This is a genomic window from Enterobacter sp. Bisph1 (assembly GCF_000814905.1).
Classification (GTDB): Bacteria; Pseudomonadota; Gammaproteobacteria; order Enterobacterales; family Enterobacteriaceae; genus Kosakonia.
The window spans coordinates 37,532-57,951 of the sequence record NZ_JXAG01000047.1; the positions used below are offsets into that span (position 1 = coordinate 37,532).

The 20,420-nt window shown below is 55.6% G+C and carries 20 protein-coding genes; 7 read left to right on the forward strand and 13 right to left on the reverse strand.

What is annotated here, in order from left to right; translation table 11 throughout:
- Positions 1 to 5: 5 nt before the first annotated feature.
- On the forward strand, positions 6 to 815 hold the full coding sequence (gene nirC, locus RW65_RS15615) for a nitrite transporter NirC (RefSeq protein WP_039057704.1): 810 nt from the start codon (positions 6 to 8) through the stop codon (positions 813 to 815).
- Positions 816 to 833: 18 nt separating this feature from the next.
- Positions 834 to 2,198, forward strand: coding sequence for a siroheme synthase CysG (gene cysG, locus RW65_RS15620; protein ID WP_039057705.1), 1,365 nt, complete (start codon positions 834 to 836; stop codon positions 2,196 to 2,198).
- 46 nt (positions 2,199 to 2,244) lie between these two features.
- On the opposite strand, the gene trpS is transcribed toward cysG, so the two are convergent.
- The 12 genes from trpS to RW65_RS15680 form a co-directional block, all read right to left on the reverse strand.
- Positions 2,245 to 3,249 carry a tryptophan--tRNA ligase gene (gene trpS, locus RW65_RS15625; RefSeq protein WP_039057706.1) on the reverse strand — a complete coding sequence of 335 codons (1,005 nt, stop codon included), beginning with the start codon at positions 3,247 to 3,249 and terminating at the stop codon, positions 2,245 to 2,247.
- Positions 3,242 to 4,000, reverse strand: a complete 759-nt coding sequence (gene gph / locus RW65_RS15630; protein ID WP_039057707.1) for a phosphoglycolate phosphatase — start codon at positions 3,998 to 4,000, stop codon at positions 3,242 to 3,244. Before gph ends, trpS begins: the two co-directional genes overlap by 8 nt.
- Positions 3,993 to 4,670, reverse strand: a complete 678-nt coding sequence (rpe, locus tag RW65_RS15635; RefSeq protein WP_039057708.1) for a ribulose-phosphate 3-epimerase — start codon at positions 4,668 to 4,670, stop codon at positions 3,993 to 3,995. The genes gph and rpe overlap by 8 nt, the downstream gene beginning before the upstream one ends.
- Positions 4,671 to 4,721: 51 nt before the next feature.
- Positions 4,722 to 5,543 carry an adenine-specific DNA-methyltransferase gene (gene dam / locus RW65_RS15640; RefSeq protein WP_039057709.1) on the reverse strand — a complete coding sequence of 274 codons (822 nt, stop codon included), beginning with the start codon at positions 5,541 to 5,543 and terminating at the stop codon, positions 4,722 to 4,724.
- Positions 5,544 to 5,610: 67 nt separating this feature from the next.
- The gene (gene damX / locus RW65_RS15645; protein ID WP_039057710.1) at positions 5,611 to 6,936 is read right to left on the reverse strand and encodes a cell division protein DamX; all 1,326 of its coding nucleotides are present in this window, start codon (positions 6,934 to 6,936) and stop codon (positions 5,611 to 5,613) included.
- A gap of 87 nt (positions 6,937 to 7,023) precedes the next feature.
- Positions 7,024 to 8,112, reverse strand: coding sequence for a 3-dehydroquinate synthase (gene aroB, locus RW65_RS15650; protein ID WP_039057711.1), 1,089 nt, complete (start codon positions 8,110 to 8,112; stop codon positions 7,024 to 7,026).
- A 55-nt stretch (positions 8,113 to 8,167) separates the two neighbouring features.
- A complete protein-coding gene (gene aroK, locus RW65_RS15655) occupies positions 8,168 to 8,689 on the reverse strand; it encodes a shikimate kinase AroK (RefSeq protein ID WP_039057712.1) in 522 nt (173 codons plus the stop codon).
- A gap of 286 nt (positions 8,690 to 8,975) precedes the next feature.
- The gene (gene hofQ, locus RW65_RS15660) at positions 8,976 to 10,211 is read right to left on the reverse strand and encodes a DNA uptake porin HofQ (protein ID WP_039057713.1); all 1,236 of its coding nucleotides are present in this window, start codon (positions 10,209 to 10,211) and stop codon (positions 8,976 to 8,978) included.
- Positions 10,177 to 10,524: a HofP DNA utilization family protein gene (locus RW65_RS15665; RefSeq protein ID WP_039057714.1), complete on the reverse strand. Its 348-nt coding sequence runs from the start codon at positions 10,522 to 10,524 to the stop codon at positions 10,177 to 10,179. The genes hofQ and RW65_RS15665 overlap by 35 nt, the downstream gene beginning before the upstream one ends.
- Positions 10,514 to 10,975, reverse strand: coding sequence for a HofO family protein (locus RW65_RS15670; protein WP_231564397.1), 462 nt, complete (start codon positions 10,973 to 10,975; stop codon positions 10,514 to 10,516). The genes RW65_RS15665 and RW65_RS15670 overlap by 11 nt, the downstream gene beginning before the upstream one ends.
- The gene (locus RW65_RS15675) at positions 10,959 to 11,495 is read right to left on the reverse strand and encodes a PilN domain-containing protein (RefSeq protein WP_039057715.1); all 537 of its coding nucleotides are present in this window, start codon (positions 11,493 to 11,495) and stop codon (positions 10,959 to 10,961) included. Before RW65_RS15675 ends, RW65_RS15670 begins: the two co-directional genes overlap by 17 nt.
- A complete protein-coding gene (locus RW65_RS15680; RefSeq protein ID WP_039057716.1) occupies positions 11,495 to 12,280 on the reverse strand; it encodes a hypothetical protein in 786 nt (261 codons plus the stop codon). Before RW65_RS15680 ends, RW65_RS15675 begins: the two co-directional genes overlap by 1 nt.
- 119 nt (positions 12,281 to 12,399) lie before the next feature.
- Between RW65_RS15680 and mrcA the strand changes: the two genes are divergently transcribed.
- Entirely contained in the window at positions 12,400 to 14,952 is a 2,553-nt protein-coding gene (gene mrcA / locus RW65_RS15685) for a peptidoglycan glycosyltransferase/peptidoglycan DD-transpeptidase MrcA (RefSeq protein ID WP_039057717.1), read from the forward strand.
- Between the two features lie 77 nt (positions 14,953 to 15,029).
- On the opposite strand, the gene nudE is transcribed toward mrcA, so the two are convergent.
- Positions 15,030 to 15,590, reverse strand: a complete 561-nt coding sequence (gene nudE, locus RW65_RS15690; protein ID WP_039057718.1) for an ADP compounds hydrolase NudE — start codon at positions 15,588 to 15,590, stop codon at positions 15,030 to 15,032.
- A gap of 315 nt (positions 15,591 to 15,905) precedes the next feature.
- On the opposite strand from nudE, the gene RW65_RS15695 reads away from it, so the two are divergent.
- The 4 genes from RW65_RS15695 (at position 15,906) to hslO (ending at position 20,093) form a co-directional block, all read left to right on the forward strand.
- The gene (locus RW65_RS15695) at positions 15,906 to 18,050 is read left to right on the forward strand and encodes an intracellular growth attenuator family protein (RefSeq protein WP_039057719.1); all 2,145 of its coding nucleotides are present in this window, start codon (positions 15,906 to 15,908) and stop codon (positions 18,048 to 18,050) included.
- A gap of 61 nt (positions 18,051 to 18,111) precedes the next feature.
- Positions 18,112 to 18,789 (forward strand): GMP/IMP nucleotidase, encoded by a 678-nt coding sequence (yrfG, locus tag RW65_RS15700; RefSeq protein WP_039057720.1) that lies wholly within the window; start codon positions 18,112 to 18,114, stop codon positions 18,787 to 18,789.
- Positions 18,789 to 19,190 carry a ribosome-associated heat shock protein Hsp15 gene (gene hslR / locus RW65_RS15705; RefSeq protein WP_039057721.1) on the forward strand — a complete coding sequence of 134 codons (402 nt, stop codon included), beginning with the start codon at positions 18,789 to 18,791 and terminating at the stop codon, positions 19,188 to 19,190. The genes yrfG and hslR overlap by 1 nt, the downstream gene beginning before the upstream one ends.
- 24 nt (positions 19,191 to 19,214) lie before the next feature.
- The gene (gene hslO, locus RW65_RS15710) at positions 19,215 to 20,093 is read left to right on the forward strand and encodes an Hsp33 family molecular chaperone HslO (RefSeq protein WP_039057722.1); all 879 of its coding nucleotides are present in this window, start codon (positions 19,215 to 19,217) and stop codon (positions 20,091 to 20,093) included.
- Positions 20,094 to 20,420 lie beyond the last annotated feature (327 nt).

The following is a 20,420-nucleotide window of genomic DNA, read 5'->3' on the forward strand; positions in this document are numbered from 1 at the left end:
ACACTATGTTTACCGACACTATTAATAAGTGCGCGGCTAACGCTGCGCGCATCGCTCGCCTCTTCGCACAAAATCCTCTGGGCTTCTGGATAAGCTCCGCCATGGCGGGCGCGTATGTAGGGCTTGGCATTATCCTGATTTTCACCCTCGGCAACCTGCTCGATCCGGCGGTTCGTCCGCTGGTAATGGGCGCAACCTTCGGGATTGCCTTAACGCTGGTGATTATCGCCGGTTCCGAGCTGTTTACCGGTCATACCATGTTTCTGACATTAGGCGTAAAAGCCGGCACTATTAGCCACGGTCAAATGTGGGCGATTCTGCCGCAGACCTGGCTCGGTAACCTGCTCGGTTCCGTGTTTGTCGCCCTGCTCTACTGCTGGGGCGGCGGCAGTTTACTGCCGGTCGACACCAGCCTGCTGCACACGGCTGCGCTGGCAAAAACCACGGCTCCAGCCACCGTCCTGTTCTTTAAAGGCGCGCTGTGTAACTGGCTGGTATGTCTGGCAATCTGGATGGCAATCCGTACCGAAGGCGCAGCAAAATTCCTCGCCATCTGGTGGTGCCTGCTGGCGTTTATCGCCTCGGGCTATGAGCACTCCATCGCCAATATGACGGTCTTCGCCCTCTCCTGGTTTGGTCATCACAACGAAGCGTTTACCCTCTCCGGGATTGGTCACAATCTGCTGTGGGTAACGCTGGGCAATACTTTCTCAGGCGCAGTATTTATGGGATTGGGTTACTGGTATGCTACGCCAAAAAGTGAGCGCCCTTGCGCGCAAGAGCGCGTAACAGGCCAGCCTGCAGCCAATAACTAAAAATGATGAGGTAATGTCGTGGACCATTTGCCAATTTTTTGTCAGCTCCGCGATCGCCAGTGTTTGCTCGTTGGCGGTGGTGATGTTGCAGAACGTAAAGCCAGGCTGTTAATGGATGCAGGTGCACGGCTTACCGTCAATGCCCTCTCTTTTGTCCCGCAGTTCACCGCGTGGGCCGAAGAGGGGATGCTAACGTTGGTTATGGGTGATTTCAGCGAAACGCTGCTCGATGAGTGTTGGCTGGCGATTGCCGCAACGGATAACGACGCAGTGAATCAGCGCGTCAGCGATGCGGCAGAGCAGCGCCGTATCTTCTGCAACGTAGTGGACGCGCCGAAACAGGCCAGCTTTATTATGCCGTCGATTATCGATCGCTCGCCGCTGATGGTGGCGGTCTCCTCCGGCGGCACCTCGCCGGTGCTGGCCCGTTTACTGCGCGAAAAACTTGAATCACTGCTGCCGCAGCATTTAGGCCATGTCGCCCGTTTCGCCGGACAGTTGCGCAGCCGGGTCAAAAAGCAGTTTGCCAGCATGAGCGAGCGTCGCCGTTTCTGGGAAAAACTGTTTGTTAACGATCGCCTCGCCCAATCCCTGGCGAACCAGGATATGGCCGCGGTTGACAAGATTACCGAGCAGTTGCTTTGCGAACCGCTGGATAATCGTGGCGAAGTGGTGCTGGTGGGCGCAGGTCCTGGCGATGCCGGGCTGCTGACATTAAAAGGTTTGCAGCAGATCCAGCAGGCAGATGTGGTGGTGTATGACCGGCTGGTTTCTGATGAGATCATGAACCTGGTGCGCCGCGACGCCGACCGGGTATTTGTGGGCAAACGCGCGGGCTTTCACTGCGTGCCGCAGGAGGAGATTAACCAAATCCTGCTGCGAGAGGCGCAAAGCGGCAAACGCGTTGTGCGTCTTAAAGGCGGCGATCCCTTTATTTTCGGGCGCGGCGGTGAAGAGCTTGAAACCTTGTGTCACGCGGGTATTCCCTTCTCCGTGGTGCCGGGCATCACGGCGGCATCCGGCTGCTCGGCCTATTCCGGCATTCCGTTAACCCATCGCGATTACGCGCAAAGCGTGCGGCTGATTACCGGCCACCTGAAAACCGGCGGCGAGCTGGACTGGGCCAATCTGGCGGCAGAAAAGCAGACGCTGGTGTTCTATATGGGGCTGAATCAGGCGGCAACCATTCAGGCGCAGCTGATTGAACACGGTATGCAGGCGGATATGCCGGTGGCGCTGGTGGAAAACGGCACCTCGGTAAATCAAAAAGTGGTCAGCGGCGATTTAGCGCAGTTGGGTGAACTGGCAGAGCAGGTACAAAGCCCGGCGCTGATCATTGTTGGCCGCGTTGTGGGTCTGCGCGATAAGTTGAAGTGGTTCTGATAAAAAAAGGGCAGGTTAAACCTGCCCTTCTCATTGTTAACGCCGGTTACGGTTTGGCGACAAAGCCAATCGCTTCGTAGACTTTTTTCAAGGTTTCCGATGCGCGAGCGCTGGCTTTTTCCGCACCCTCTTTCATCACCTGTTGCAGGAAGGCTTCATCATTGCGATAGCGATGATAACGCTCCTGCAGCTCCGTCAGCATAGCGGATACCGCGTCCGCCACTTCCCCTTTCAGATGACCGTACATTTTGCCGTCAAAGTGCTGTTCCAGTTCAGCAATGCTCTGACCGGTCACGGCAGAGAGGATATCCAGCAGGTTGGAAACCCCCGCTTTGTTGGCGATATCGTAACGCACCACCGGCGGCTCGTCGGAGTCGGTCACGGCACGTTTGATCTTTTTCACTACCGATTTCGGATCTTCCAGCAGGCCGATAACGTTGTTGCGGTTATCGTCGGACTTGGACATTTTCCTGGTGGGTTCCAGCAGTGACATAACGCGCGCGCCGGATTTCGGAATAAACGGCTCAGGGACTTTGAAGATATCGCCATAGATAGCGTTAAAACGCTGGGCGATATCGCGGCTCAGCTCCAGATGCTGTTTCTGGTCTTCGCCCACCGGCACCTGAGTCGTTTGATACAGCAGAATGTCCGCCGCCATCAGTACCGGGTAATCAAACAGACCGGCGTTAATGTTTTCGGCGTAACGCGTGGATTTGTCTTTAAACTGCGTCATTCGGCTCAGTTCGCCGAAATAGGTGTAGCAGTTCAGCGCCCAGCCAAGCTGTGCGTGTTCCGGCACGTGGGACTGAACGAAAATGGTGCTTTTTTGCGGATCGATACCGCATGCCAGATAGAGGGCCAGCGTGTCCAGCGTTGCCTTGCGCAGCGCCTGCGGATCCTGGCGCACGGTAATAGCGTGCTGGTCAACGATGCAGTAGATACAGTGATAGTCGTCCTGCATGTTCACCCACTGACGCAGCGCACCCATATAGTTGCCAATGGTCAATTCACCTGAGGGCTGCGCGCCGCTAAAGACGATGGGCTTAGTCATTTTTCATTTCCTGATGTTCACTGTGCGAAAGCCCGAGTGCGGGCAGTAAATCTTTGAAGCGATCGTACACATAGTCCGGCTCGCTGGCGGTAATCACTTCGCCGTAGTTATAGCCGTAGGTCATTCCGACCGACACGCTGCCTGCCGCCTTAGCGGCCAGGATATCGTTGCGTGAATCACCGACGAAGAGTAACTCATGAGGTTGAATAGTGAGCTTTTTGCACACCAGAAGCAACGGTTCCGGGTGCGGCTTTTTATTCGCCACATCATCGCCGCCAACCACAAAGGTGAAATATTGCGCAATACCCAGCGCCTCAAGCAGCGGTGCCACAAACGGCGTCGGCTTATTGGTCACCAGCGCCAGCGGTAGCCCTTTGGCATGCAGCGCGGCCAGCGTTTCCGCCACGTCAGGGAAAAGAAAACTGCCCTCTTCCACCGTCTCTTCGTAATAGCGATTAAACAGCTTACGCAGCATGCGCACCTGCTCTTCCTGCGGGATCTGGCTATCGATATCGGGCTTGCCCTGCGCCGCTCGCTGGCTGGTGCGCTCCTGGCGCGACCAGTTAAACGCGCGTTCCATCAGCACATCCGCACCGTTACCAATCCAGGTGACGACCCGTGCTTCCCCCGCCTGCGGCAGTTCAAGGGCATACAAGGCGTTATCCACCGCCGCGGTCAGCCCCGGCGCGCTGTCGACCAGCGTGCCGTCAAGATCGAACGCGATCCCTTTAATCGACTGCATTTTATTCATGACTTACCTTTGCCAGTTCGCTACGCATTTCATCAATAACGTGTTTGTAATCCGGTTGATTGAAAATCGCCGAGCCCGCAACAAACATATCCGCGCCCGCAGCAGCGATAGCGCCAATATTGTCGACATTCACGCCACCGTCGACTTCAAGACGAATATCAAAACCGGAAGCGTCAATACGGCGGCGCGCTTCACGCAGCTTATCAAGGGTGTGCGGAATAAAAGATTGACCGCCAAAGCCTGGGTTAACGGACATCAGCAGGATCACGTCCAGTTTATCCATCACATAATCCAGATAGCTCAAGGGGGTTGCCGGGTTAAACACCAGCCCCGCTTTACAGCCGTGTTCTTTGATCAGCTGCAGTGAGCGATCGACATGTTCGGAGGCTTCAGGATGGAAGGTGATGATACTGGCACCCGCCGCAGCAAAATCCGGGATCAGGCGATCGACGGGTTTTACCATCAGGTGAACATCGATTGGAGCGGTAATACCATAGTTGCGCAGCGCTTTAAGCACCATCGGGCCGATGGTCAAATTCGGCACATAATGGTTGTCCATGACGTCGAAATGGACGACATCGCCGCCCGCCGCCAGTACGGCGGCGGTATCTTCGCCCAGGCGAGCAAAATCAGCCGACAGAATCGAGGGGGCAATCAAATACTGTTTCATCCGCATCTCCTTGAGAAAATAGGGGGTCAGCAGCGGCGCGGTGAAGGCGACTTATCGCGAAGCCGGGCGATAGAGCGCCAGCAGTTCATCCACCTTTTTGCGTGTGCCGCCGTTACTGCTGATACTGCGCCGCACTTTGACCACGTGTAATTTTGCCTGGCTATACCACTCGCGCGTCAGCAGCGTGTCATGGTTAGAAATCAGCACCGGGATTCGGTTTTGCACCAGGTTTTCGGCAATGGCCGCCAAATGTGCCTGCTGCTCAAGGCTAAAGCTGTTGGTGTGATACGCCGTAAAATTGGCCGTCGCCGACAGCGGCGCATAAGGCGGATCGCAATAGACAACGGAGTTCGCGTCTGCGCGGGCCATGCTGTCAGCGTAAGATTCGCAGTAAAAAAAGGCGTTCTGCGCTTTCTCGGCGAAGTGGTACAGCTCCGCTTCCGGGAAATAGGGCTTCTTATAACGCCCGAACGGCACGTTGAATTCACCGCGCAGATTATAGCGGCACAGGCCGTTGTAGCCATGCCGGTTGAGATATAAAAACAGCAGCGCGCGGCGGAAAGGCTCCCGACACAGGTTGAACTCTGTGCGCAGCTCATAGTAAACCGCAGATTGATTGGTTTCTGGTGCGAAGAGCTTCCGCGCCTGGCGAACATATTCGTCCGGCTGGTCTTTAACGATGTTGTAGAGGCTTATCAAGTCGCTGTTGATATCAGCGAGGATGTAACGGGAGTACGACGTGTTGAGAAACACCGAACCCGCGCCAACGAACGGCTCGATAAGGCATTCGCCCTGCGGCAGATGCCTTCCGATATCGTCCAGCAGGGGGTATTTCCCCCCTGCCCATTTCAAAAAAGCGCGATTCTTTTTCATGCTGACTGATTACTTACACTCTCTCCGGCTGTGGAAAAAGCTCCGACAGCATCCTGCGCTTTATACATTATTTCAGATCGGCCTGAACCTGATGTATCGGTTTGGCCCAGGGGTTTTTCGCCTGAACGTCCGCAGGTAACGCCGCAACGGCGCGCTTCGCTTCATCTTTCGAAGCATAAACGCCGCTCACCAGCACATACCACGGCTGACCGTTACGCGTCGTTTGATAGACCACGAAGTTTTTCAGGTTCTCTTTCTTCGCCCACGTATTCAGGTTGCTGTAGTTCGATGAGCTGCTCAGCTGTAGCGTGTAATGGCTACCCGGCGCGGATTTCAGCGCACCGACATTGCCGCTAGAGGCAACAGCGTTGGCAGCAGGTGCTGCGCTGGCCGCTGGCGCGGTTGTGGTTGCTGTTTTCGTCTGGGTCGGCGCAGGCGTTGGCGTCGCCGTTGGTGTCGCCGTTGCTACCGGAGCTTTTACCGGTGCGGTCGCCGCGGTTTCAGTCCGTTTTGGCGGCTGAGCGACAGGTTTAGATTCGGCTTTCGGTTCCGCTTTTGCCGCCGGCTCTTTTGCGACCGTTTTCGGCTCGATGACCATCTGCTTGCGTTCGCTACGCTGCGCGGTGTTATGCGTTTCCGCAGGCGTTGCCTGAGCCTGCCGTGGGGCAGCGCCGTTGCCGTTTCGCACAGGCGCTACGGTTGCAGGCTCTGTCGGCAGCGTGGAGTTCACCGCGCTATCAAGCTGGGTCTGATTTTGCGGCTGCGACAGCGCGCTATTCAGATCACCCTGCACTTCAACGCGCTGCTGATTTGCAGGCGCTGCTGGTGTTTCGCTTTGCGATGGCGTGGAGGAAATTGGCGGCAGGGAGACGTCCTGCGGTGCAGATGCGTTGCCAGCGGTTTGCTGCTGTCCAGGTGCGGGCTGCGCGCCGTTTGCCTGATCCGCAGCGCCGGTATTCGTCGCATTGCTATTGCCCGCGGCAAGATCAATGCTCTTCTCCGCCGGCGCGTTTTGTTGATTGCTGGTGGAAGGTGCAGGAGATTTCAGCGCAGAACCAATACCGATGATTAACAGCAGCAGAACCAGAATCCCCACGCCCATCATCACGTACTGGCGGGAGGCAGGTTTTGCGGCAGCCGCGTTTTTGCGCTTGCGCGGACGGCGCTCTTCGCGCTCCTCGTCAAGGGCTTCTTCATCTTCTGCATAGCTCTCTTCTTGTCGCTCATCACGCGCCCGACGGCTGCGTGAAGGACGGCGTTCGTCAGCCTCAACCTCAATATCATCAAAGTTGATTTGCGGCTCATCGACACGATCGGAAGATTGACGAGAACGACCAGTACGACGATCGCTGGGATCGGGTTTCAGCTCGTCTTCTGGTTTGAATTCATCCATTTAACACCCCACACAAAGGCGGATACTGCAACATGCATCCACCCGAAGTTAAACGCCACGCGACGCGTGACCAGACCTTTCTAATAGTTACGCCTGCTGGCAATCAGCAATGGCGCCAAGTACGACCTCATGCGACACTCCGCCGCGCACTTCACTCTTCCCTATGGCCAACGGGAGCACTAAGCGCATCTCTCCCGCCAACACTTTTTTATCGCGCATCATATGGGGCAAATAAGCCTGCGCGGACATCTCCTGCGGCCCCTGCACCGGTAAACCAGCGCGTTTAAGCAGGGCGATAATCCGCTGCGTATCCGCCGCGCTGAACTGACCGAGGCGTTCAGACGCATGGGCCGCCATCACCATTCCTGCGGCGACAGCTTCACCGTGTAACCAGTTACCGTAGCCCATTTCAGCTTCGATAGCATGGCCGAAGGTATGGCCCAGATTCAGTAAAGCACGTAAGCCGGTTTCCCGCTCATCGGCGGCGACAACATCCGCTTTCAGCTCGCAACAGCGGCGAATACAGTACGCCAGCGCCGGGCCATCAAGGCGCAGCAAGGCGTCCATATTCTGCTCGAGCCAGTTAAAAAACTCGCCGTCGAGAATAATGCCGTATTTGATCACCTCCGCGAGACCGGAAGAGAGCTCGCGGGCCGGAAGCGTCGCCAGACAATCGAGATCGACAACTACCGATGCGGGCTGATAAAAGGCACCGATCATGTTTTTGCCGAGGGGATGGTTCACCGCGGTTTTACCGCCAACGGAGGAATCAACCTGAGAAAGAAGCGTGGTCGGCACCTGAATAAAGCGTACGCCACGTTGATAGCTGGCTGCCGCGAAGCCGGTCAAATCACCCACAACGCCACCGCCAAGCGCGACCAGTGTGGTATCGCGCCCATGGGGTTTTTGCAACAGCGCGGTGAATACCGTGTCCATCACCGCAAGGCTTTTATACTGCTCGCCATCCGGCAGAATCACGCTATCCACTCTCACGCCAGCCTGTTCAAGAACACGACGGACCTTATCAAGATAGAGCGGAGCCAGCGTCTCGTTGGTCACCAGCATAACCTGATCGCCCGACTTCAGGGGCGAGAAGGAAGCTGGATCGCTAAACAAACCAGCCGCGATAGCGATAGGGTAACTACGTTCCCCGAGAGTGACGGTAATCCTCTCCATGACGCGACATCCACCTTAGTTGCTTAAACCCGCAGGCGTGTGAATTGAGCCAGAATCAGTTGCCTTCCAGCATATGTATAATCTGGTTTGCCACTACTTTTGCGCTCTGATCGTCAGTACGGATGGTCACGTCGGCAATCTCTTCATACAGCGGATTACGTTCGTCGGCCAATGCTTCCAACACTTCACGCGGTGGCGCGTCCACCTGCAAAAGCGGGCGTTTTTTGTCACGTTGAGTGCGAGCCAGCTGCTTTTCAATAGTAGTTTCCAGATAAACCACTACGCCGCGGGCGGAGAGACGATTACGGGTTTCGCGAGACTTTACAGAACCGCCGCCGGTAGCCAGCACAATGCCCTGTTTTTCAGTCAGCTCATTGATGATTTTTTCTTCGCGATCGCGGAAACCTTCTTCACCTTCAACATCGAAGACCCAGCCCACATCAGCTCCGGTTCGTTTCTCAATCTCTTGATCAGAATCGTAAAATTCCATATTGAGTTGTTGAGCTAACTGACGCCCAATAGTGCTTTTGCCGGCACCCATAGGCCCAACCAGAAAGATATTGCGTTTCTCTGCCATTTTTTCGGTACTACTAAGACTATTCGTTGATGATAAACCCGCTGCCCAAATACCCGGCGTAGCAGGACATGAACTGAAACCTCATATGCGATAGTGCGAGAGTCAGATCGAAAATTATCTCAGTACTCCGGCTGGTTTGGCAACTGAATAAACACGCAATTCATAATGCCGCCCAATGTTCGACGGAGACCACTGACGCTCAAATCGGTACTCCTTGTAAGCTAAATCATCTCTCACGTCAAACACCTGAACCAAGTTCGATAGAAAAAGAGGGATAATGGCGGGTTTAATGTACCGCAGCTAACCTTGGGGTGATAAACACGACCAGCTCGCGCCGCTCATCATCTTTCGCGTCCTGGCGAAATAACCTGCCAATACCAGGGAGGGAGCCTAAACCCGGAACCTGCGCACGATCGACATAGCGCTTTTGCGAAAAGATCCCGCCAAGAGCCAGCGTATCGCCGCTTTTAATTTCTACCTGGGTTTCAATCTCCTGCTTGTCTATGGCCAGCGCTTCGCCCCCGGCCTGCTGTAACACCCGGCCAGGCATATTTTGGCTAATACGCAGCTTTAACCTGATGCGGCTATCCGGCAGCACCGTTGGCGTGACTTCCATTCCCAACACCGCTTCTTTGAACTCCACCGCCGTGTTGCCGTTGTCGCCGCTGGCGACCTGATAGGGGATTTCGCTGCCCTGCTTGATACTGGCGGGCTGGCGATGGGAGGCCAAAAGACGCGGGCTGGCAATAATTTCCAACTGCTGTTTTTTCTCCAGCGCCGACAATTCCAGTTCCAGCAACCGCGCATTGATACTGCCGATATTAAAGCCGACACGCGTGCTGGCATTGGCCACCGAGAAATCAGCGGAAACACCGCCGAGCTGGCCGCGAGCAGCAGGTTTATCCTCCACCAGCCCCCACTTCACGCCCAGTTCACGCAGGCTTTGCTGATTGATGGTGACGATCCAGGCCGCCAGTTCGACCTGCTCGACTGGCAAATCCATTTTGCTGATCCACTGTTCCAGTGCGGCCAGCCCCGCTTTGGTATCAATAACCAGTAGCCGGTTAAGGCGCGTATCAACGGTAATCGCCCCCTGCGGGCTAAGCACCTTTTCACCGGCTTTGGCCAGCTCCTGCGCATCGGCATAACGCAACACGAAACTGCGCGTCTGCGTGGGTGTGTTCTGCTTACGCTGCCGTTGCGCCGCTTCCTGCTCCGCCTGTTTTTTCTCCCGCCACGCAACGGTATTTACCTGCCAGATATTCCCCTGCTGGTTTAGCGTTAGCCCGGCGCTGGCCGCTACAATCTGTAGCGCCTGCTGCCAGGGCACGTCCTGAAGGTTAAGGGAGACCGTGCCGCTAACCTCAGAGGAGACCACCATGTTCTGTTTTTCCAGCGCCGCCAGCGCCTGCAACACCTGGGCGACCGGCACCTCGTCGACGGTCAGGGTCACCAGCCGCGGGGTTTGCGCGCAGGCAAACGGCAGGCTAAAAAGCAGCGTTGTTGCTATCCATCTTCGCATTTTGCGTTCCTTGTCGTTGCCAGCGCCATTGCGCTGGAGTGCACTCTTTACCGATCTCAATCACCAGCTCGTTCTGGTTGATAGCGATGACGCGCCATCCGCTGGTCAGCGTTTCACCTGGCGCGACGCGATACCAGCGCCCGGCGTCATCGCGCAGAAACCCAATGGTGTGCTCACCGATGACGGCACCGTGAAATTGCCAGTGGCTGAGTTGAGATAGTCGGCAGGTATCTAACGGCGGCTGGAAAGGATCGCGCATGCCGCTCAGCAACAGACAAAGCAGGCCGGCCAGTAACAGGCGTTTAGTCCGCATGATCTTGCTCCACTCGCAAGGTAAAATGCAGCGCGCCTTCAACGGGCAATAGCGAAAATGCGGGTACCTGCATACCGCGCTCCGTCAGCAGCACAAAGGTCTCAATAACTTCGTTCCAGCCCGTTTCCAGCACTAACTCTCCGCCACCCGTCGCGGGTTGCCAGCGAACCAGCTGGCGCTCAGGCGACTGAAAATCCAGCGGGCTAAAGGCAACCAGCGCCGGAATAGCCAGCGCGTCGGAGGGGATCGACAGCGCGCGTAATTTTCGCCACTGTTCACGCTGGGCGGCATGTTGCTGCTGGTGTTGATTCGCCAGCCGCGTCTGCGCCTCCGTTACCGGGCGAATGACCAGCCACCCAAAAAGTACCAGGGCGCAAAGCGTGCTGAGCAGCCAGCAGAGCGCCCGTATTGGCCATGACAAAGCAAACCAGCCTTCAGGGTTGAGCATCATCACTTTCCCGGTTTAGCTGAAAGTGGAATTGCCAGCGCCCCTGCGCGTCACGTTCCATCGCGCCAGCGGGTTGCAGATGGAATCCCTTAACCGTCTGTAGCCCCTGCTGCAATTCTCTAAGGGCGTGAAAGGAGCTGGCAAGCCCCGAGACATCAAGCCGGTTTTGCTGCCAGCGCAGAGCCGTCAGCCAGGCTTTCGCCGGTAAATTTTCGCTAAGGGCAGTAAGGGTTTGTCGCCACGCCTCGGTACGCTGCCGACGGAATAACTTCGCCTGTGACTGCTGCCAACGTTGGTATCGAACCTGTAATGGCTGCTCGGCGGCAAGCAGCCTCGCGAGTTGCGAAGCATCAGATTGCTGCCACAGGGTTTCTATGCGAAGTTCAACCGCCACGGATGCTCGCCATAGCGTACCGCCCACGGTAAGCGTTACCGCTGTCACAAGGAAAACGGTCGCCCAGAAGCGCAGACAACGCCGCCGTTGTCGACGTCGCCAGGGGAGAAAATTCACCACCGGCTGCATTAGTAACCCCTGGCCACGGCCAATCCCAGCGCAATGGCGAAGCGCTCACCGCCGGTGGGCAGCGGCGGCTGGCGCGATGGGATAGCGCTCCAGCAATCAAACTCGCCGGGCATCTCGCCACACTGCGCTATTTCATCTACGGGCAGCCCCAGCACGGCGGCAAGTGAGACCACATTTTCAGCCTCATCCCGCGCGCGTCGTCCCCAACTTTCACGGGTCGCCCATAACCATTGCTGCTCGTCACGCCAGGCAAGGCAACGGGCCGGTGCCGCAAGCCAGGGTAACAAGTGCTGCAGGGCGCTGGCATCCGGGGTAATAGAAGAAAGGTGCAGCGAAAGCGTCTGCGCTATCTCCATCAGTGTCGCCACATCTCTGTTTTGTGCCGCCGTCACGCCATACGCTTTGCCGAATTCGTCTTCGGTGAAGTCAAAACAGAGCTCGCTTTCTGCCATCTCCAGCTCGCGCGCCATCGCCTGTGAAACCCAGCTTGTCAGCGCGGGTTCGCGCAGGACAATGGCCGGGCGCGGCAGCTTCTTTTGCAGGGTTTGCCCGGCGGGAAATGCCATGCGCACGCAGTGGCGCTGCGGTAGAGATTGCCGCCATGGACGGAGCACTGCGAGCAGCTGTTCTGGCGCTTTGATACGCCCCTGCGTGACCACCTGCGGGGCTAACGGAAGATGCCACCAGCGGCGCAGCGCCTGTCCGCGACGCCCGGCGGCAAGGGCAACAATGAAGATGCCATCTTGTTGAATATGCAAACCAATTTGCCAGTGTCTAAAGGCCATAAATCCCGATCTCCTTATCGTCTCTCTGGATGACGCTATATCAATGCATCAGCCTTGCCTTTATACTACCGCGCGGTTGTTTATAAACTGCCCAAATGACTCTAAATGGGAAACCTCCAGTGAAGTTCGTAAAGTACTTATTCATCCTTGCAGTAATTTGCATACTGCTGGGAGCAGGCTCGATTTTCGGTCTGTACAAATTTATTGAGCCACAGTTACCTGACGTCGCCACGCTGAAAGATGTACGGCTACAGCTGCCAATGCAGGTCTATAGCGCTGATGGCGAATTGATCGCGCAGTATGGGGAAAAGCGCCGTATCCCACTGACGCTGAGCCAAATCCCGCCTGAAATGATCAAAGCGTTTATCGCCACCGAAGATAGCCGTTTCTATGAGCATCACGGGGTCGATCCGGTGGGGATTTTCCGCGCCGCCAGCGTCGCCATGTTCTCCGGACGTGCGTCGCAGGGCGCAAGTACCATTACGCAACAGCTGGCGCGAAATTTCTTTTTGAGTCCGGAACGCACGATTATGCGTAAGATCAAAGAGGTATTCCTGGCGATTCGTATTGAACAGTTACTGAGCAAGGACGAAATCCTTGAGCTTTACCTCAATAAGATCTATCTCGGTTACCGCGCATATGGCGTGGGCGCTGCCGCACAGGTCTATTTTGGTAAATCTGTCGATCAGCTAACCCTGAGCGAAATGGCGGTGATTGCCGGTCTGCCGAAAGCGCCGTCAACCTTTAACCCGCTCTACTCCCTCGACCGTGCCACCGCGCGCCGCAATGTCGTGCTGGCGCGTATGCAAAGCGAAGGCTACATCACTGACCAGCAGTATGAGCAGGCGCGCAGTGAAGCGATTGACGCTAATTACCATGCGCCGGAAATTGCTTTTTCCGCCCCTTATCTGTCGGAAATGGTGCGTCAGGATTTGGTGAATCGCTACGGCGAAAAAGCCTATGAAGATGGCTACCGCGTTTACACCACCATTACCCGAAAAGTGCAGCAGGCGGCACAGGATGCGGTGCGTAATAACGTGATGGATTACGACATGCGCCACGGTTATCGCGGCCCGTCGAATGTGCTGTGGAAAGTGGGCGAAGCGGCGTGGGACAGTAAAAAAATTACCGACTCCCTGAAAACGCTGCCGAACTACGGTCCCCTGTCTCCGGCCGTCGTGACCAGCGCCAATCCGCAGGAAGCAACAGCGATGATGGCGGATGGCACCTCCGTCGCGTTACATATGGATGGCATGCGCTGGGCGCGACCATACCGCTCAGATACACAGCAGGGCGCCACGCCGCGCAAAGTCACCGATGTGGTGCAGGCCGGGCAACAAATTTGGGTGCGCAAGGTGGGTGACGCCTGGTGGCTGGCGCAGGTGCCGGACGTGAACTCCGCGCTGGTCTCTATCAACCCGCGTAACGGTGCCGTGCTGGCGCTGGTTGGCGGCTTCGATTTTAATCAGAGCAAGTTTAACCGCGCGACCCAGGCGCTTCGCCAGGTCGGTTCCAACATCAAGCCTTTCTTATATACCGCCGCGATGGATAAAGGCCTGACGCTGGCAAGCGTGCTGAACGATGCGCCAATATCTCGCTGGGATGCGGGCGCAGGCTCAGACTGGCGGCCTAAAAACTCCCCGGACGAGTATGCCGGGCCGATTCGTTTACGCCAAGGGCTGGGACAGTCAAAAAACGTGGTGATGGTACGTGCGATGCGCGCAATGGGCGTTGATTACGCAGCAGAATATCTGCAGCGTTTCGGCTTCCCGGCGCAAAACATTGTGCATACAGAATCGCTGGCGCTCGGTTCCGCCTCTTTTACACCAATGCAGGTGGCTCGCGGCTATTCGGTGATGGCGAACGGCGGCTTCCTGGTCGACCCTTATTTCATCAGCAAAATCGAGAACGATCAGGGCACTGTGCTGTTTGAAGCCCGTCCTAAAGTCGCCTGCCCCGATTGCGATATTCCGGTGATTTACGGCGATACGCCGAAATCAAACGTGCTGGAAAATAAAGATATGGAAAACGTGGCAACCTCGCAGGAGCAACAGAACACCGTGGTACCGCAGCCGCAGCTTGAACAGGCTAACCAGGCGCTGGTACAGCGAGTCGGCGCTGAAGAGTACGCCCCGCACGTTATCAGCACCCCGCTGTCGTTTTTAATTAAAAGCGCCCTGAACAGTAACATTTTCGGCGAACCCGGCTGGCAGGGAACAGGCTGGCGCGCGGGTCGCGATCTCAAGCGCAACGATATTGGCGGCAAAACCGGGACCACCAACAGCTCAAAAGATGCCTGGTTCTCAGGTTATGGGCCGGGCGTGGTGACTTCCGTGTGGATCGGCTTTGACGATCATCGTCGGGATTTGGGACGTACCACCGCATCCGGGGCGATTAAAGATCAGATCTCCGGCTATGAAGGCGGCGCGAAAAGCGCACAGCCTGCGTGGGATGCCTATATGAAAGCGGTGCTGGAAGGCGTGCCGGAAGAGCCGTTAACGCCGCCGCCTGGCGTAGTAACGGTAAATATCGACCGCAGCACCGGCCAACTGGCGAACGGTGGCAGTAGCCGTCAGGAGTACTTTATCGAAGGTACCCAGCCGACGCAGCAGGCGGTACATGAAGTGGGCACGACGTTAATCGATAATGGTGAGACCCACGAGCTGTTTTAATGTCGCGCCGGGAAAGCCCGGCCGACAGGCAGCAAAAAGGGCGCTTCGGCGCCCTTTATATTGATGAATCCCGAGGTTTAGAGCCGCCCCTGACCTTTTAGCCACTCGCGGACTAAAAACAGTGCACTGACATTGCGAGCCTCGGTGAAGTCCGGATCTTCTAACAGATCCATCAAATGCTTCAGCGGCCAGCGTACCTGCGGTAGCGGCTCCGGCTCGTCGCCCGGCAGCGACTCGGAATAGAGATCCTCTGCAACGACAATGTTCATTTTGCTGGAGAAATAGGAGGGTGCCATACTGAGTTTTTTCAGAAAAGTAAGCTCTTTTGCACCAAAACCGACTTCTTCCTTTAGCTCTCGGTTCGCCGCTTCGTATATACTCTCCCCCGGATCGATAAGCCCTTTGGAGAACCCCAGTTCGTAGGATTCTGTACCAACAGCATATTCGCGGATCAGAATCAGATGATCGTCGACAATCGGCACAATCATCACGGCTTCGTGTTTTGAGGGACGCATACGCTCATAAACGCGGCGCACGCCGTTGCTGAATTCAAGATCCACGCTTTCAACGTTAAAAAGTCGTGAAGAGGCGACGGTTTTAACGTTAAGAATGGTGGGTTTTTGCAATGATTCGCTCATTATTACCGGTCTTTGCAGAGAAACTTGCGTTATTGTGCGACACTACGCACTGTTTGAGCAATGTACTTTGCCGCTAATTTACATTCTTGCAACCTCTCCCGATTCAATCCCCAATTTAATCTAAAAGTCAATAGGTTGAAATAAAACTAAGAATTTGCTGATATTCCCACCCAGGGGGTTTTGCTATTCTCACCCCGATTGGTATGCGCTTAAAAATACTCAAGTAATTGCTTGCTTAAACGGCCAGCCACATTAGATAGTTACGTGAAGGGTGCAACTGACTACACCTGTTAGCAAAAGTAAGATGGGGAAAGCATGAGCACCATTTTGATTTTTTTCGCTGCTATGCTGGCCTGCGCATTCCTCACCGGATGGATTTTCAGGTTCAGGTCGCAACGTCGGTACCGATTGCCTCATTTGCAGGCATTCACCGGCGCGACCACCCGTAAACTGACTTCAGAAGAGCGTGAAACGGCCGAGAGCTATCTTGAGGCCCTTTCACGCACGCAAAACGATCCTGCACCTACCGGGGCCATTGCCGCGCCGGTTGCTATCAAACTGAATGCCCACAGCAATACGGTACTGTTGGTGACCCACTCCATCACCCGCTATGGCATCACCACCGACGCGCCGAACAAATGGCGCTACTATCTCGATTCTGTAGAAGTCCATCTGCCGCCCTCCTGGGAGCAGTACATCACCGACGAAAACCGCGTTGAACTGATCCGTACCGACTCATTGCCGCTCATTATTTCGCTTAACGGGCACACTCTTAGCGAATACAGGCATGAAGAGCGCGGCGGCGGCACCGAACTGGAGCGCGTAGCGACGAATCAGTCCGCTATTCGTGGCGAAGAGAGCGAGCAAATTGAGCTGCTGAATATTCGCCGGGAAACCGTCGAAGAGTATGCCTTAAGCCGCCCGGATGGGATGCGCGAGGCCTTGCTGATCTCGCTTTCATTTATGATGTTTTTCTTCTGTCTCGCCTCGCCCGACGTCTTTATTCCCTGGCTGGCGGGCGGCGGCGTGATGCTGCTTGCCGCCGGGCTTTGGGGGTTATACGCGCCGCCGGCAAAAAACACGCTACGGGAGATTCATTGTCTGCGTGGCACGCCAAAGCGCTGGGGGCTGTTCGGTGAGAATAATCAGGAGCAAATGAATAATATCTCTTTAGGTATTATCGACCTGATCTATCCGCGTCACTGGCAGCCCTTTATCACCCAGGATTTAGGCCAGCAGACCGATATCGATATCTACCTCGATCGCCACGTTGTGCGTCAGGGCCGTTTTCTCTCTTTACATGATGAAGTGAAAAACTTCCCGCTCCAGCATTGGGTACGCAGCGCGGTAATCTCTGTTGGTTCGCTGGTGGTACTGGCGATGTTGTTGATGTGGGTGCCGCTGGATATGCCGATCAAATTTACCGTCTCGTGGATAAAAGGCGCGCAGACCGTTGAAGCGAGCAGCGTTAACCAGCTCGAAGCGGCCGGTTTGCGCATTGGTGATACGCTGCGCATCAGCGGAACCGGCATGTGTAACATTCATGCACAAGGCAACTGGGCTTCGCGCCAGACGTTGCCGTTCACACCGTTCGACTGCTCGCAAATTATCTGGAACAACGCCCCGCCGTTGCCGTTGCCGGAATCCGATATCGTCAATAAAGCCACCGCCCTTGCTCAGGCGGTGAGTCGCCAGTTGCACCCGACCACCGAAGAAGATTCTCGCGTCAGCCCGGTGCTGCGCTCGGCCATTCAGAAATCCGGCATGGTGCTGGTGGATGACTTTGCCGATATCGTACTGAAAACCCAGCAGCTGTGCGCCGCCGATGACGAGTGTTTGCGGTTGAAGAATGCGCTGGTTAACCTCGGCAACAGTAAAGACTGGGAGACGCTGACCAAGCGCGCCAGCGAAGGGAAACTGACCGGGGTTAACGTATTGCTGCGCCCGGTCAGCGCCGAGTCGCTGGATAATTTAGTCACGACATCGACCGCGCCCTTCATTATGCGCGAAACCACCCGTGCGGCTCAGGCGCTGAATAGCCCGGCGCCGGGCGGTTTTGTTATCAGCAGTGAAGAGGGCAGCGAGCTGGTTGATCAGCCCTGGCCGCCGATCGCGCTGTATGACTATCCGGCCCAGGAGCAGTGGAATGAGTTCCAGCGACTGGCGCAGATGCTGATGCGCACCCCGTTCCATGCCGAAGGGATCATTACCAATCTCTATACCGATGCCAACGGTACCAAACATATCAGCCTGCATCGCATGCCTGATGCGGCCGGGCTGTGGCGCTACGCGGCTACTACGCTGCTGCTGGTGGCTATGGTGGTGTGTAGCCTCTATAACGGCGTGCTGGCGCTGCGGCGTTATCAGCGCAATCGCACGCGTATCGAAGAGATCCAACACTATTATGCAAGCTGTCTGAATCCCCCGTTTTTGCAAGGTCAGGATAGCCTGGCCGATTAACGATCCACCCTGCACTCTGTGTTAACCTGTCGCGCACGTTTTCTTCCCGCTGGAGTTTCTAATGCATCTTGATATCCCCTGGCAGGACGTCGATACCGTTCTGCTGGATATGGACGGCACGCTGCTCGATCTCGCTTTTGATAACTTCTTTTGGCAAAAACTGGTGCCCGAAACCTTCGGCATCAAGCAAGGCTTAACGCCCGAAGAGGCGCATAACGCTCTGCGCCAGGAGTATCACGCCGTGCAGCATACGCTAAACTGGTACTGTCTGGATTACTGGAGCGAACGTCTCGGCCTCGATATTTGCGCCATGACCACCCAGCAAGGTCCACGCGCGGTGCTGCGTGACGATACGGTCCCTTTTCTGGATGCATTACAGAAAAGCGGTAAGCGCCGCATTTTGCTGACCAATGCGCACCCGCATAATCTGGCGGTGAAGCTTGAGCATACCGGCCTTGCGTCACACCTTGATTTATTACTTTCTACCCATACATTTGGGTATCCGAAAGAGGATCAGCGCCTGTGGCAGGCCGTCGCGCAAGAAACGGGGCTTAACCCGGAACGTACGCTGTTTATCGATGACAGCGAACCGATTCTTGATGCGGCAGCGAAATTTGGCATCCGTTACTGCCTGGGCGTGACCAACCCGGATTCAGGGCTGGCGGAAAAAAGTTACCTGCGCCATCCAGGCACAAATGACTACCGCGGCCTGATCCCTTCTCTTCTCAAGGAGATGTGATGAAACAGCAGCCTGCGCAGGACGTTCGTCTGGATAAATGGCTCTGGGCGGCACGTTTCTATAAAACGCGCGCCCTTGCCCGTGAAATGATTGACGGCGGAAAAGTGCATTACAACGGGCAGCGCAGTAAGCCGAGTAAAATCGTTGAGCTGAACGCGACGCTCACGCTGCGTCAGGGAAATGACGAACGCACCGTCATTATCAAAGGCATTACTGAACAACGTCGTCCCGCAAGCGAAGCAGCCGAGTTGTACGAAGAGACGGCGGAGAGCATTGAGAAGCGCGAAAAAATGGCGCAGGCCCGCAAACTCAATGCCCTAACGATGCCGCATCCCGATCGCCGTCCGGATAAGAAAGAGCGCCGCGATCTGATTAAATTTAAATTAGGTGATAGCGAGTAACGCTCACCCGCAAGAGAGATAACCATGGCCATTCAAGACCAATTACACCGCTATCTGTTTGAAAATTATGCCGTGCGCGGCGAGCTGGTGACGGTTTCCAATACCTGGAAGCAGATCCTCGAAAATCATACTTATCCGCTACCGGTAAAAAAGGTCCTCGGCGAACTGCTGGTGGCAACCAGCCTGCTGACGGCGACGCTGAAATTCGCCGGTGATATCACCGTGCAGCTGCAGGGTGATGGCCCGATGACCCTGGCGGTGATCAACGGTAATAATCGCCAGCAAATGCGCGGCGTTGCGCGCGTTCAGGGCGACGTGCCGGACGATGCGGATCTTAAAACGCTGGTGGGCAACGGTTATTTGGTTATCACCATTACACCGGAAGAGGGCGAACGTTATCAGGGCGTTGTCGGCCTTGAAGGTGATACGCTGGCGGCGTGCCTGGAAGATTACTTCCTGCGCTCAGAACAGCTGCCGACGCGTTTGTTTATCCGTACCGGCGACGTTGACGGTCAACCGGCGGCGGGCGGTATGCTGCTGCAGGTGTTACCGGCCCAGGAAACCCAGGCCGAAGATTTCGAGCATCTGGCGGTGTTAACGGACACCATCAAAGCGGAAGAGCTACTGACGCTGGCGGCAGAAGATGTACTGTGGCGCCTGTATCACGAAGAAGAAGTCACGCTGTACGATCCGCAGGATGTTGAATTCAAATGCACCTGCTCGCGTGAGCGCTGCGCAGGCGCGCTAAAAACACTGCCGGATGAGGAGATCGACAGCATTCTGGCGGAAGAAGGTGAAATCGATATGCACTGCGACTATTGCGGTAGCCACTATCTGTTTAACGCGATGGACATCGCCGAGATCCGTAACAACGCTTCGCCTGCCGATCCGCAGGTTCACTGATTCTTTACATACGCCGCCTTCGGGCGGCGCTTTTGTAGACTTTGTCACGTTTTTGCTAAAATGTTTTCTGAAAGTAGTACGTAACTTTCTTTCATGAAAGCGATTACAGTCACAATCCTGCGGTTGAAAATGTTGCATACGCCTATTTGCGAAACATTTTTGCCATAAAATCCTCTACTTTTGCCATAATCCGTGTCGCTGCGTGACCATACTCACAGAGTTTTTCATTAGTTCAGGTTTTTCACCTTAGGTAAATCTATGAGCCTCGTCCCGGTAAGCGGGCAAAAAACAACCCTACAATTTTAGGCAGTACATATTGGCTAAGGA